Source organism: bacterium (assembly GCA_023150945.1).
Classification (GTDB): domain Bacteria; phylum Zhuqueibacterota; class Zhuqueibacteria; order Zhuqueibacterales; family Zhuqueibacteraceae; genus Coneutiohabitans.
Window position 1 is genome coordinate 51042 of the sequence record JAKLJX010000026.1, and the last position, 14766, is coordinate 65807.

The following is a 14766-nucleotide window of genomic DNA, read 5'->3' on the forward strand; positions in this document are numbered from 1 at the left end:
ATTGACCTTGGCAGCCGAGCGGGGACTACAAACCTGCTCACCCAATTGAAAACCGCTGTAACCTTCGCGGGCAAACCTTCATGCAGTTTTATGCGGCTTTGCAAACCCACGCACTTACAGCATTTTTCAAATGCGTGTGCAGATTTATGGTCCTGCCTCCTGGTGGGGCACTGTTGCACCCGCGAATCCATTGGCTTCAACAGCCGCCCACAAGGGGCGGAGACTACAAACCTTTTGATTCAGTTGAAAACGGCTCTAATGGAAATCATGCAGCATGTTTCCCCTGCTCACCGCGCATTCCCATTACTCCTTTGGCAAGGGCGTGCCCTCGTTGCGGGAGTTGTGCGCCGCCGCCCATGCGCTGGGCTATGCGGCCCTGGCCTTGACGGACAGCAACGGCATTTATGGCCTGGTGTGGTTTTTGGAATTGTGCCGGGAGTACGGCTTGCAACCCATCATCGGCGCGGAGATTCAACACCGCGAGCGCGCCGTGTTGCTGGTTTACCAGCGTGCCGGCTACCATAATCTTTGCCGCATGCTCTCGGCCCGCCATCTTGACAAAAATTTCTCACTCACGCAGTTGTCCTCGCATCGTGAGGGCTTGATTGTGTTGAGCGACTCCCTGCCCTTGCTGGAAACGCTGGCGCAAGCGGGCGGCACGGAGAATCTTTTTATCGAGCTGCGGCCCTGGTCGAATTTCAGTGACGCGATGAGACAAAGCCGGCGCACCGGCATACCCGTGGCCGCGGCGACGGATATTTACTTTCTGCGCCCGGAAGATTTCAAATTGCATCAGTTCCTGGTCGCGATTCATGAAAACGCGGCGCTCAGCCGCGTGCCCAAGGATCATTTCGTCTCAGCCGAGGCTTTTCTCAAAAGTCCAGCCGCGCACGCGCGTGAATTTTCCGCCTGCCCGCCGGCAGTGGAAAACGCCGGCCGGCTCGCGCAGCAGTGCGCGGCCTTTCAACTCCACCTCGGAATGACGATTTTCCCCACCTATGACACCGGCGCAACCCACAGCAGCGTCGAGCTTTTGCGCGAGCTGTGCGAGCGTGGGGCGCGGGCACGCTATGGCGAAATGACCGCAGCCGTGCGCGACCGCATGGAGCATGAACTGCAGGTGATCATCAGCAAGGGGTTTGCGGATTATTTTCTGGTGGTGCGCGAAATCGTGCAGCAATCTCCGCGCACGTGCGGCCGCGGCTCGGTGGCGGCCAGCCTGGTGAGTTATTGTCTGGGCATCACCAACGTCGATCCCATTGCCCATAATCTCTATTTCGAGCGCTTTTTGAGTCCGGGCAGAAAAGACCTGCCCGATGCCGACATTGATTTTGCCTGGGACGAGCGCGATGACATTTTGAATTGGATTTTCGCGAAGTATGGCGAGGCGCAGGCCGCGATGATCTCCAATCACGTCACGCTCAAAACCCGCGCCGCCATTCGCGCCGTGGCCAAAGTTTACGGCCTGCCGCCCGGCGAAATCTCACGCGTCACCAAAAAACTTTCCGGTTGGGAAAGTGAGCGCATCGCCGAAATGGTGGCCAAGCATCCGGTGTACCGCCAGGATGATTTCCCCGAGCCCTGGCCGGAAATCTTCGCGCTGGCAGAACGTTTGCGCGGCACGCCGCAGCACCTGAGCGTGCATGCCGGCGGGGTGGTGATCGCGCGCGAGGGGCTGGATCACCATGTGCCCCGCCAGCGCGCCGCCAAGGGCGTACCCATCATTCAATTTGAAAAAGACCAGGCTGAGGATTTTGGCCTGGTGAAAGTCGACGTGCTGGGCAATCGCAGTTTGGCGGTGGTGCGCGATGCTCTGGCCGAGCTGGAGCGGCAACATGGCCTGGTTTTGGATTATCAAATCTGGAATCCGATCGACGATCAGGCCACGCAGGCATTGATCCGCGACGGCAAAGCCATGGGCTGCTTTTACATCGAATCGCCGGCCATGCGGCTGCTGTTTCACAAAGCGCGGCGCGGCGATTTTGCAACGCTGATCGCCCTGTCCTCGCTGATTCGTCCCGCCGCCAACAAATACATCAACATGTACGTGGAGCGCTTGCACGGCCGGCCGTACGCGCCGCTGCATCCCCTGCTGGCCGAGGTGCTCAAAGAAACTTTCGGCGTGATGGTCTATCAGGAAGACGTCAGCAAAACCGCGATTGCGCTGGCGGATTTCAGCACCGACGAGGGCGAGCAACTGCGCAAGGTGTTGACCAAGAAACACGCCGAGAAGAGGCTGGCGGATTTTCGCGAAAAATTCTTCAGCGGCTGCGGCCGGCGCGGCCTGGCTCCGGCCAAAATCCGCGAAATCTGGGACATGATTCTGAGTTTTTCCGGTTACTCCTTTTGCAAGCCGCACAGCGCCTCTTATGCCATGCTCAGTTTCAAATGCGCCTGGCTGAAAGTGCATTATCCCGCCATTTTCATGGCCGCGGTGATTTCCAATCAAGGCGGCTATTATTCCACCCAGGCCTATTTGAGCGAATGCCGGCGCCTGGGTTTGCAAATTCTCCCGCCGGATATCAATCGCAGCGACTGGCAGTATGTGGGAGAAGGCCAAACCGTGCGCGTGGGCTTGATGCAGTTGAGGGGAGTTGCAACCGCGGCAGTGCGCCAACTGCTGGAAGAACGCCGGCGCAACGGCCCTTATCAAAGTTTTTGGGATTTTCACCGGCGCGTGGCCCTGGCGCCTGCGGATGCGCGCCTCATGATCAAGGCCGGTTTGTTCGATACCGTCGAACCGGAGCTGTCACGGCCCGGCTTGATTTGGCTCCTGCGCTGCCTCACCAACGCCGGCACGCTCGCCGCGGGTGATGAAGCCTGGTATCAAGCGCAACGGCGGCAAGCCCGGCAACTCCAAGACTACAGTCCCGGCCTCCGGCGGCAGCACGAGTTCAATGCACTGGGCGTGCTTTGGAGCGGCAACATGCTGGAGCTGTTCCAGTCGCAGCTTGCGCCCCTCAAAAGGATCTTTGCCAAAGACCTGCCGCGCTCGGTCGGCAAACACGTGCAACTGGTGGGTTGGCTGGTGACGAGCAAGCTGGTGCGCACCGTGAAGGATGAAATCATGGAATTCTACAGCTTCGAGGACGAGACCGCGATTTTCGAGACGGTGTTTTTCCCGAGGGTATACCGGCAGTTTTGCCATTTCATGGTGCAGAATCACCGGCCCTTTTTGCTGCGCGGCTGGGTGCAGAATGACCGCGGCGCGATTGCGCTCAATGTGACGTTTGTACAAGCGGTGTAGCAAGATTTTGACTAAAGCGGTTTGCAATTGGGTGAGCAGGTTTTTAGTCCGCGCCCCTGGTGGGCGGCTGTCGAAGCCAATAAATTCACGGTTGCCACAGTGCCCCACGAGGGGGCAAGCCTACGATTCCTGCGCACGCATTTGAAAAACGCCATAACGCTCTTCTCCGCGCCACCCGAGGGCTTCCGCCTTCCGCTTGTCTGAAATCTGGCGCAGCGTATTCCTTTGGCAAAGCGAGCACGCCCGCGACGTTTTTTCCAGCTTGGTTCATTGGCAGTCCGGCAGACGGCGTTACGGAGGCACCGCGGGTAGACACGCTTGCAGCCGGAGCCGGCGCTGAAAAACTGCCGACCTCCCTCACGCGCCCGCAAGCGCCTCACTTGACTTTGATGACCAGAAACGTGACATCATCGTCTTGGGGACGATCACCGGCCCAAGCCTTTCCGCCCGCGACCAGATGCGCGATGATTTGCTCAGGCGACCGCTGCGCTGCTTCAGCAAACAATGCTTTCGCCGGCTCTTCCCCCAGCATTTCTCCTTGCGCGTCAAACGTCTCCATGAAGCCGTCGCTCATCAGAAGAACGGTGTCATCCTTATGCAACACGAGTTCTTGCTGCTGATATTGGAAATCCGCAAAACTCCCCAACGGCATGCCCTTGAGCATGACCTCCTCCACCTGGCCGGTGGCGGCGCGGTAGAGCAGTGCGAAAGGCATGCCTGCCGCGGCGATCTGCAAGCGCTGCTCTTTGAGCTTGATAACGGTCAAGGCCATAAACAGCTCGCGAAACCCCATGGCTTTGAGCGCTTTGGCAGCTTTTCGCAAAATCTGAGCAGGCTCGGGTTCCTCGGCCAGCGCGTTGAACAGACTCTTGGTTGCGGTGACCATCGTGCCCGCACGCAGGCCGTGACCGGTGGCATCTCCGAGGGCGGCGGTTAGTGTACCGTCCTCGTGCAGCTTGAAATCGTAATAGTCACCGCCAACTTCAGTGGCGGTTTGCATGTAAACGGCAATATTGCAATGTGGAAGCTGGGGAATGGTTTGGGGCAACATCGAAAGTTGCAGTTTCCGCGCCGCCTCCAACTCTTGCGTTTTGCGTGCATTCTCCGCTTCCAGAACCCTGGCCTGTAATTCGGCCGCTTCTGCGCGCAGCTTTGCTTCACGAAATGCCGAACGCTCACGCTCTTTGGCCAACAATCGCCGGCGCTGTATGCGATCGACCGCAAACACCAGCAGCCCGCATACCAGGGCATACCCGCCATAGGCCCACCAGCTCCGATACCACGGCGGCAAAATGGAGAATTGGTACGCAGCTTCCCGGCTCGCGTGCTCATACACGTTCTTTGCCCGCACGCGAAAATGATAGTTGCCTTCCGGCAGGTTGGTGTATTCCCTCTCGGTCTTGTCACTCCAGTTTGACCATTCTTCGTCGAAACCCTCCAGCCGGGTTTGGAATTGCAGGCGGCCGGCGTCTGCATAGCTGGTGGCGGAATAAGCAAAGCGAAGATTATTGTGAACGTATGGCAAAGCCGGGGCTTCCCGGCCGGGTCTCTCCACTCCTCCAAAGATCAACGAATCCTTCCCCATCACCACGCGCCGCACGAGCGCCGGATAATCCGCGTTATGGTTTACCTCGCGGTTCGAATCATAACGAATCAACCCATTGCCACCGCCCAGCCAGACGACGCCGTCGTCCTCGGCATAAATCGTCGAGACCAGTTCAGCCGAAAAACGCTGGAACGGCGCTGTCAGCCAATGATAGCCGCCAGCGGCTTGGCGCGTGCCCATCGCGATTCCTCTGCCCAACGTCCAAACACGCTGCTGCTGGTCTTCATAGAGCACCCAACCCGGTTGCGGCGGCGTCACCATGAGCGTGCGATCCACGACAAAGCGATGACTGGCGGGGTCAAAGCGATAAATTCGGTCGGGAGAGCAAAAGTAAGTTGTGTGGTTGATTTCATAGACTCCCACCCATCCGATCGGCAAGCCGTGCTCCGGGCCAAAGCGCTCGACCTGCACGCTTTCCCAAAGGGATTGGTCGCGCGCAGCAAAGCTGAAGCGCAGAAGGCCGGTGGCATATGTGCCCGCCCACAGCTTGCCGTCCTCTGTTTCAACAAGAGTCCTGATTTCATCCTGAACGCCCCGGGCACGCCCTTCCTCCCGCCAGCCGCCGTTTTCCCAACGCAGCGAAGCCAGGCCGTTGATGCCGACGAAGACACGCCGGTCATCCCATTGCGTGCTTTGGAATACTCCGGCGTTGAAATCATTATTGCGTGAGGGGCGAACTACCTGGGCTTGCTTGTCACGAATGGCGTACACACCGGCGTTCGTTGCCACCAGGAGCTGGCCGGCGCGCGCAAAAAAATCCCAGGACTGTTCAGTCGGCAATTGAATCGTCTTGAAAGTCGCTGCTGCAGCGTCTAGATAAGAAACACCGGCATTGGTAGCGACATAGAGCACGCCGTGGTGCCGCGTGATTTTCCGGACCGAGCTTGCCAGTCCGCGTTCGGCATCAAAGAAGCTGACCGCGCCAGTCAACTCCACGCGCGCAATGCCATTGTCGAGTGCCAACCACTGCGTCTGCGGCCTGGAAGGATCGGCATAGGCGTAATACACCGCATTGTCCGGCAAACCGCTGTTGCGGTCGAGGGTTTGCAGCAGTCTACCGCTATGCTCCAGCAGCACCGCGCCGCCACTGCGGGTGTTGAGCAGGAAGTTGCCGTTGCGCAGCGCGAGACCGGGCAAATAAAGGCCGCTATTCCGCAGGTATTGGTCGGCTTCCGTTTTGAAGGGCGTGAAAGAATGCCCGTCATAGAGGAATAGGCCTCGCGGATGAGTGCCGATCAGGATGGGGTTCGGCAGGACGATTTCACCTTTGGCGCTGTTGCTGCGCACACGGGCGTTGGCTTGGAGTGGAAATGGTTGGCGTCCCCTTCCCTCCGGCATGACGGATGAGGCGGAATCTGCAGGACTCACGGGAAACGGCAGCATCACATAAATGCGTTCATCGGCAAACTGCTCACCACCTGGAACGAGTTGCAGCGCGTCCGCATGCAAACGCAAGAGGCCCTTGCCCCGCTCGCGCACATAGAGGACACCATCGACAACAAAGCCCTGATGAAAGGTATTGGCCGGTTGCCAGATTTTCATCTCTCCCAACGGCTCGCCCTCCTGCAAGGGGGCCGGCGCAGGCGTCCAGCGAAAGAGAAAGTTCTCCGTCAGAAAATAGGTGCTTTCATCCAGCACTCGAGTCACCCAGACATCCGCGAAGTCCCGCGCGTTTTCCCTCACCTGCGGCAGAAGCGAAACAAATCGCAATTGTCCGATAGGGTCGACCGCCAAGTAACCGAAATCGCCCACTCCGCCGGCGTAAATGCGGCCCTCCGCGTTCTTATCCAGGGAACGGCAGATGCTCTTGTTGGGGAATGGCATGAGTTGCCAAGCGGTGCCGTCGTACTCGAGAATGCCACTGGTATTGCCGAAATACATCACCCCGCGGTTATCCTGGACGATCGCCCAGTTGGATGACTCTGCGCCGTAATCTTTCGGCAGCCAGGCAGTGAGAAAGGGTTTCCCCAGCTCGTTGCGAGTTTGGGCTGGTGTAACGCCAGGGAGCAGAGTGAAGAGGATAAGAATTGTGCCGGCCTTGAGCAGCCTAACCCAGTTGGTGGCAAAGCCTTTCGCCGGAAGCAGAGTTCGATTCCTGTATTCGATTCTGGCTGCGCAGCGGAAGCTCTGCCTTGGGATTGTCATGGGCATGCGGGCGCCGAAGGAAATTAAGGGAAGGAAGCCTTCTATTGTCGTTTGAAAACGGCAGCGGTTATGCGCGGTGGCATACAAAAATGACTCAATGAGTCTTGAGAGTTCTCAGCAAGCCGGTGCGGAGAAATTTGTGCCAAGCTTCTCTCAAGCGCAGCTCATGATAAGCTTTTCACGTTTCAAGCGCAAGCCCGGCCTGCCTCCCACCCTTTCGTACCGGCCTTCTACCTCGCGTTTCGCCAACCCGTTTGCCTGCTTGCCAATGGATTCGGAGATTCACCACCGCCAGGGCAACAGAATATTCCACAAGCTGCGGCTGGTGATCGCCTTGAGCGAGTAGTCAGTCCCAGCAATAATCGCGCGGGCTGCCAATAGCCCACTTTCCACTGCCGGGCCAATGCCTTCGCCCATGTCGGTTGTCGCCAGTCCCGCAGCATCGCCAACCAGAAACGCGTTGCCCATGCGGCCGGTTTGAATCTTCTGTCCGAGATAGTAATTGTACCCCCGCGGCTGAAGAGAATCGTCACCGATCAGTCCGAGGCGCGACAGGCTTTGGACAAAACGCTCCCAATGATCACGAATCGTCTCCCCACGCGCTTTGAGTTCGGCAAACTTGCCGCCGATTCCGAGGTTGAGATAGCCGTTGCCCTTTGGCACATACCACGAATACCCCGGCAGGTTGTGCTCGGCAAACCAGAGATAGCAGTTTTGATCCTGATACGCGCAGGCGAACTCCTGCTCCATGGTGGTGATCAGCAGCGCGCGCGGCCGCGGGTTGATCTGCTGGAAAAAAGCCCGATACACCGGACAGTTGGTGCCGCCGGCGCCCACCAGGTACTTGCAGCGATACGCGTCATCGATGACATAACCTCCCTGTTCAACGCGAATGTGTTGGGCAGTGTGCTGATACACCGGCACATTGGCGCGCTCGAGCAGCCAGTGATCGAATTCATATCGTCTGATGGAATACTGGCGGGTTCTGATCGCCAGCTTGCGCCGATGAATCCGGAAGTGCAGCCGGTCAAAGGTGAGCAGGCTGTGGGGATAGGTGGCCAAATCAATCTCGAGATCGCGGATGACTCGCGGCGTAATCCAGCCGGCGCACAGTTTCATGCGCGGAAACTGCTGCCGGTCGAGAATGATTGTTTCAATCCCAGCCTGCCGCAATTGCCAGGCGCAGGTCGAGCCAGCCGGTCCGCCGCCGATGATGATGACTTCAGAATCGATCATTTGCGTTTGTGCGCTCTGAGCTTCGGGCAAGTCTCGTGCAGCCAACGAGGAAATCTCAAAACACTCGAACCCACACCCTACTGACCTCTCCCTTCTCTCCTCTGCCTTCCTCTACAGCCGGCAGTTCGGTTGCCTGGTTCCGGGCTTGGTCATGACGACTTGCCAAAGCTGCGTGCCGCGCGAACGAAAGCCGCCGGCGCTGCTCAGCAAGTAATAGCGCCACATGCGGCGAAAGCGCTCGCCGTATTTTTCCGCCAACCGCGGCCACGCCTTCTCGAAATTGTCATGCCAGGCCAGCAAGGTCCGGTCATAGTCCGGGCCGAAGTTGTGCCAATCTTCCATCACGAACAGGCCTTCCATGGCTTTGCCGAGCTGCGCCACCGAGGGCAGCATGCTGTTGGGGAAAATGTATTTTGCCGTCCAGGCATTGGTGCTGGTCGTGCTGACATTCCCGCCGATGGTGTGAATGAACGCCACGCCCTCCTCCTTGAGCGTGCGGTCGACCACTTCCATGTAGGTGCGGTAGTTCTTGTAGCCCACGTGCTCCATGATGCCGATGGAAATCACCCGGTCGTATTTTCCGGTCACGTTGCGATAGTCCTCCAGCCGCAGCTCGACCGGCAGTCCGTGGCAGAGTTGCCTGCCCAATTCCACTTGTTCGCGGGAGACCGTGACGCCAATGACTTTGACGCCATGCTTGGCCGCGGCATAGCCGGCAAACGCGCCGAAGCCGCAGCCCAGCTCCAGCACCGTCATGCCCGGCTGCAGGCCGATCTTTTGGCAGACCAGCTCGAGCTTGGCCTCCTGCGCTTGGTCGAGAGTTTGAGCGTTCTTCCAATAGCCGCAGGTGTAGTTCAATCGGCGGTCGAGCATCGCCTGATACAGATCATTGCCCAGATCATAGTGCTGCTCGCCAACTTGAAACGCCCGGCGGCTTTTTTGCAGATTGAAGATCCTCGCTCGCGCCACCGGCCAGAGTACTTTCCAATTTCCTTTCACCTGCTTTTCCAGGCGCGCGCGAATGACTCGGTCGAAAAACTGATCGAGTGCGGCGCAGTCCCACCAGCCGTCCACGTAAGCTTCGCCGAGACCCAGCGCTTTTTCGTTGATGACGCGCCGGTAAAATCCGGCATGGTGGACTTGCGGGTCAAATGGCTGATCGCCGTTGATCGTAATGCCGGCGCCGGCCAGCAGTTCCCGCAGCAGGACTTCTGCATGATCTTTTGCCATCGCTCACCTCCTGCCGAAGTCTGACAAACCGCAATTAAAAAGAAGTGAAGTCTCAGAGAATCTCTGACGCTTACCGCCCGGTTGCCGGCGCATTCTTCAGGGATTCCCTGCGTATTTGATCGCCGCAACGGCGTTTCGAAATACGATGATGATCAAAGATCCAATTCAACAACTCGGCACATTTGCCACGCGCACGGAGATAATTCGAACTGTCGACTGGGGATAAACATTCGGGCTGGCAACCGCAGCCGTGAAGGCAGCACATTGATTTGTCATGCACCTGTGGCCGGGTACTTACCGCTCCCTTGCTTTGGCTGAGGAATCTCACGGCGCCAAGCACTTGAATCCTGGAGCATCCGGGCAAAAGGCCCTGTTTTGTCGAGTTATTCCCCGGGGGCAATACTCACTGGCACATCCGGAATATACCACACATCTTTCTTGAGATCGATGCCTCCACCCATCTGTTCCTGCACGACCCGGTCGACAATATGCACGCCGGTTCTGGCCATGTTCGAGAAAGAATCAATGCCATCATTCGGAAAACCTATTCGGGTCCGGTGGATGTTGTACTTCTCGGAAAACTTTTGGTGAAAGGCGGCTTCGATGCCGTCTTTTCCGATCATAAAACCCAACAACCCGCCCCAGGTTGCCGTCGGGTTGTCAGAGTCCCAACCGGCCAAGGCTCCGATTCTTATGGTCTCCTGAATATCGCCGGCACCATAGAACAGGCTCACCAGACTGGCCGCAAAATTGATCCCCGCCGCAAAACAACCGTTGCAATACTTGCCTTTTGAGGTCATGTCGTAGCCATCTGCCTGCTCGACTTGATAGCGTTGATAAAGTTCATCGCGCACTTGTTCCCAGGGTTTGTTCGCGGTGTATTGCTTCCTGACAAAATCATACATTTTCGCCGAGTAGGCATGATCCGGCAATCTCCGGCGCGCTTGATCGGCCATCCGAAGAATTCTTTCGTTTCGGGGAATATGCTCATCAAAATACGATGCCAGGGAGTACATGAGCACGTAAAATTCCGCGATCCACTCAGCATCATAGCGTGCCGTGGTTTGAATGGCAAGATGCGCCAGGGTTAGCGCCACCTCCGGACGCGCCGGAGCAAAAAGCCCAAAGATCTCGGTGGTGAGTTGCGCATCAATCATCTCGTAATCGGGATTATGATCCGGATGCCCAGTTGCGGGCGGAATCAGTCCTGCTTTCATCAAATCAAATGCCCGCTGATTCGAAACCCAGAGATAGTTTTCCTCCTCGGCGCGAATATGACGCAACCACCCGTCGCGGATCTGCTCCCCGGACAGCATCGTGGTCTTGCCGGCGTACAAAAGGTATTGATAAATGTATTCAATGTCGGTGTCGTCATCCGCTCCCCAAACCTCGCCTTCTTTCGCAAAAACAAAATCAATTGTTGGAGACAGCGGGCTGGGCTGGCCCTCACCCCAAATGCTCGGCTGGTCCGGCTTTCCCCAATCCTTCCGTGTGTAAAACGCCCCTGTCCGCATGTCGCTGAGGTTTCCGATCTTGTCCATTTCCGTGACCAAGCCGGTCCAATTCGCAATACACGCGCCCAGCCAAAACCCTTGCAGTTTGTTGAAATATTGCGCCCGGGAAATCATGCGATCGTCAGGCCGCGGCTGGTAGGCTTTGTAGTCAAGTGTGGGATCAGCCTCGACTGCGCGTGCTGCAGGTTTGCTTTTGCCGCATGAAAATAGAGGCGGGATGATGGAGAAGGCAACGGCGATAACCAAGGGGGCTCGGACGATATGCCGCACGGCAGGTCTTCCACGCTATGGGGTGTCAAATGATTGCGCTGAATGAATGCCTTGACTGCCAGCGCACAACTCGGAGCACGAGGTGAAGACGAAATAACCTGCAACCCTTGTCCGGCCGGCTCGGCTATTTCACCTTTTTCAGAGATCGATTTGTCTCCTCAAGGTTGAACTCCTCCGGATCAAATCGGCCGACCCACACCAAATAGGACTCGTGTTCTTCATGCTCGGGATCCGCAATAGCTTCAAGAAACCTCGCATATCCCCACGTTCCGCCCACGTCCTCTGGAGGACGTGCCCGCTTGCCAGCAATACAAACCGGATATTTGGCCGCCTGTTCCGGAAGCAGTATCTTCTCAACAAGAATATCGTGTTTCCAGCTATCGCCAAAGTCGTATTCGTATTGAAACCTCCGCTTGGTCGCTGGTGCCATGGCGGCAAGGGTATGGTCTCTCTCGTCAACAACTGGCTCCCAATCTTCTGGACTGGGAATGCTGTAGTATTTCCCGTCGATGAGGAATTGATGCAGGTGGTAATCGAGCCAGCCGAAAGCGGCCTGGATAACTCGATGCAATTGGTAGAGAGTGAAACCTCCAGGGACAAGAACGCGACGCCAGATGGGTGGGCGTATTTCGTGGAGGGTTATCTTGAGTTGATATATGGGGGCGTCAGCTTTGGTGATTCTTTTTGACATGACTGCTTTACCCTCCCGCGCACATCGCGCAGTCGTGATTCTGGCCCTCGCTTCGCCTGCCGGTCGCCAACGCCCGCGCGGACGAAGCGACCCACAGCATCACCTGCGTTCGATGGGTTTTTTGCGCCAGCTTGGACTCGAGGCATCGGTCATTGCAGATCTGCACCTGTCATTATGCCGGCAAAGTGCTAGCAATTACGGGCAAGGCTCATCAACTCGCCCTACTTCTCATTCTCTCGATAAATGATTGAGACATGTAGCGAACAAGTCGCCGTTTATTCACCGCACGGATTTGGTTCAACAGAATACAGGAATCGTTTTTCAAACCCCCTTCCGATGCTTTGACAAGTACCCGCACCGGCGACTGACTGGTGGTGGAGGTCAGCGGAGCGACAATTGTGAGCGGGCCGTGCTGGTTGCCGAAGTCGTTTTGAATGATCACTGCCGGCCGCGTCTTCTTGATTTCCATGCCCAGAGTTGGGTCCAAATTGACCAAGTGGAAAGCGCCTCGTCGTGGAAAGTGACTACGTGCTTGCCGCTGTTCCATGGTCACGCGCTTTCCTGCCCGTCCACCAACGTCGCCTCCCAGTCGGCCGCGATCTGTGCATCTTCTTCCGCATGAGCCTGATACCCACGCACGAGCGCATCCCGGAGCTTTTTCTTGCCCTGCTCTTGAATAAACCAGCGCGTCGCCTGGTCGATGCAGGCATTGCGAGAAGAGAAATTTTCCTTGCGCCACACCACATCGGCAGATTGGACGGTCTGCTCGGGCAGGGCGACCAGCACCCGCTTTTTCGCCCTTGTTGCCATGGCCAGCTTCCAGTTAGTCATGCCTGCTTCGAATATACACGACCAGTATACTCAAGAGAAGCTGCAAATGTCAACTACTTTTCTATGGGTCTGCAAGCTCTGAGGGTACAGATGAATCGCCGGAATCATGGCTTGGAATCAGCGGTTTCCCGAAGGAGTACACCCTCGGCGTTCACGAACGCTATGTTGGCCGGTTCAAGGCCGTCAAGCAAGATGAAAAAGCTGGCAAAGAACTCTTTCAGTCGCTTCACTGAGGCCATTGGCCCAGCTCCGGCGGGAGGCGAGGCCGGTATGCCGTTATCACCACCCCCGATATCCCCACCCCAACCTTGGTGCAAAGCTCAATCCAACAAGGAAGCGCTTCGTGCAACGAAGAATTATGCGGCGGCTCACACTGACCCAGCGCCAACGGCTCTTCTGAACGCATCGCGCCGCATGAATTCTTAGATCGTTAGGCATTTTCTAAATAGTGATCCTTTAGGCTGTTTGAGTGCCTAATGGATCGTCGCCATACTGATTGACGCCGTGTGTCCCTCGAACAAAACCGAGGTATCCGAAAAACCAAAGAACACCAACGATAGGAATCAGTAAGATTAGCGACATCCAGCCGGATTTCGAACAGTCATGCCAGCGCTTGGCATATACGGCGAGGCTGATCCAGATACTCAAAATGAACCAGCCCGCGTAGACTATCCAAATGACTATTTTAGGAAATCCTTCGGCTTCCGATGTAAATGGAGCAAAGCCAAGGATCGTGCCTAACGGAGACAAAATGCATAGCGATATCCAAAATGCTGATCGCGGTATACGGCCGGAAAAGGAGAAAAGGAGATCCATCACGTCGAGCTTCATGCGTGATCTACTCCAATTAGAAAAAAGGAATAATCCGAAGCAGGCCGTCCCGAATAAGACAAACAAGTTGAATACGTCATACCAACGGTATATCTGCTGCGCATTGTCCGAGTGCCGTGCGATGAGCGAGATAATCAGGAAGCTGGGCCACGTGATAAGCGTGATAGAAGTAGATGCGACCAGCCATTCCTTTCCAATGAGATTCTTGGCTGAACTCGCGAGGACAAGGGCGAGAATACTTGCCACGAGTGCCATCATAAGCTGAACATAGGGGAAAAATTCATTAACATTATTCATTTTAGATACTCCTTTCGCTTTTAGCCGTCGCGGTAGGGACACGGGTTTCCCCGTGCCCCCCGCACAGTTCCCGGCGTGCAGTTTTCCCGCACCGGGCTCTTCAGAGATACTCGCTTCCGCAATCCGGCTAGTGAGAGAATTGAAATCGTTGTTGCCCGTTGTGGATTTCCGTACTCCGTGACTATCCGATCCTATGGCGATTCATCAGCGCCCAGAAGGAAGCGCTTAGTTCAATGAAGAATGATGCGGCGACTCACACTGGCCCAGCGCCATCGGCCCATCTGAACATACTGCGTCGCATGAATTCTCAGACCGTTAGCAAATGTGTTCAGTCTTGCATTGGAAGCGGCAGATCTATTCCCACTCAACACGTAAAGTGTTCCAAGCAGTATAACCACACAGAGTAATGACTCGTCTATCGTCTGGATAATGCTTCCTTTTGTAAGCAAGCATCCTTTCGAGAATGTTTTCCCAGTCATCAGAGACAAGTTCTATTTTAATTGCTTTTTTGTTAATTGGAAAGCTCTTCAGTTGACTAGTGAGTTCGTTGTCAATCAAATAGTATGGTGATTTTGTATCTCGGTTCCACGCCACGTGAGCAAGAAACATCAAAATATGCATATGCTCAGAGTGAGCGTACCTCCTATCTCTAAGCCCTTGCATTGCAATTTCAATGATAATTTCAGATAGCTTTTTCATTGACTGATTTGTACTCCTGTGTTGTTGTCATTGTTCTTACCAAGCCGCTTATCTTTCGGAATTTCACGGCAGTCTGTCTTTACGCGAACGCCTTTTGATCGAATTTTGTGTCGCTGTAGAGACACGGGTTTCCCCCTCTCGTTGGTCTCCACAAATCACACTAATTCTG

Annotated in this window: 10 protein-coding genes; 1 reads left to right on the plus strand and 9 read right to left on the minus strand. The window is 56.0% G+C overall.

The features are described 5' to 3' along the window. Positions 1 to 274 precede the first annotated feature (274 nt). Complete coding sequence (locus L6R21_24055) at positions 275 to 3247, plus strand: DNA polymerase III subunit alpha (GenBank protein MCK6562284.1); 2973 nt, start codon at positions 275 to 277, stop codon at positions 3245 to 3247. Positions 3248 to 3623: 376 nt separating this feature from the next. Here L6R21_24055 and L6R21_24060 read toward each other — a convergent pair whose 3' ends face one another. The 9 genes from L6R21_24060 to L6R21_24100 all read right to left on the minus strand — a co-directional run bounded on the left by L6R21_24060 (position 3624) and on the right by L6R21_24100 (position 14597). Beyond that, on the minus strand, positions 3624 to 6734 hold the full coding sequence (locus L6R21_24060; GenBank protein ID MCK6562285.1) for a SpoIIE family protein phosphatase: 3111 nt from the start codon (positions 6732 to 6734) through the stop codon (positions 3624 to 3626). Between the two features lie 546 nt (positions 6735 to 7280). Then, on the minus strand, positions 7281 to 8234 hold the full coding sequence (locus tag L6R21_24065) for an NAD(P)/FAD-dependent oxidoreductase (protein ID MCK6562286.1): 954 nt from the start codon (positions 8232 to 8234) through the stop codon (positions 7281 to 7283). Positions 8235 to 8345: 111 nt separating this feature from the next. After that, complete coding sequence (cfa, locus tag L6R21_24070; protein ID MCK6562287.1) at positions 8346 to 9464, minus strand: cyclopropane fatty acyl phospholipid synthase; 1119 nt, start codon at positions 9462 to 9464, stop codon at positions 8346 to 8348. Between the two features lie 383 nt (positions 9465 to 9847). Continuing rightward, positions 9848 to 11224, minus strand: coding sequence for an ADP-ribosylglycohydrolase family protein (locus L6R21_24075; GenBank protein ID MCK6562288.1), 1377 nt, complete (start codon positions 11222 to 11224; stop codon positions 9848 to 9850). 148 nt (positions 11225 to 11372) lie between these two features. Then, entirely contained in the window at positions 11373 to 11939 is a 567-nt protein-coding gene (locus L6R21_24080) for a plasmid pRiA4b ORF-3 family protein (protein MCK6562289.1), read from the minus strand. Positions 11940 to 12150: 211 nt separating this feature from the next. Then, positions 12151 to 12486, minus strand: coding sequence for a type II toxin-antitoxin system PemK/MazF family toxin (locus L6R21_24085; GenBank protein ID MCK6562290.1), 336 nt, complete (start codon positions 12484 to 12486; stop codon positions 12151 to 12153). A 2-nt stretch (positions 12487 to 12488) separates the two neighbouring features. Next, positions 12489 to 12770: a hypothetical protein gene (locus L6R21_24090; protein MCK6562291.1), complete on the minus strand. Its 282-nt coding sequence runs from the start codon at positions 12768 to 12770 to the stop codon at positions 12489 to 12491. A 456-nt stretch (positions 12771 to 13226) separates the two neighbouring features. Continuing rightward, positions 13227 to 13898 carry a DUF805 domain-containing protein gene (locus L6R21_24095; protein ID MCK6562292.1) on the minus strand — a complete coding sequence of 224 codons (672 nt, stop codon included), beginning with the start codon at positions 13896 to 13898 and terminating at the stop codon, positions 13227 to 13229. Between the two features lie 354 nt (positions 13899 to 14252). Continuing rightward, the gene (locus L6R21_24100; GenBank protein MCK6562293.1) at positions 14253 to 14597 is read right to left on the minus strand and encodes a hypothetical protein; all 345 of its coding nucleotides are present in this window, start codon (positions 14595 to 14597) and stop codon (positions 14253 to 14255) included. Between the last annotated feature and the right edge of the window lie 169 nt (positions 14598 to 14766).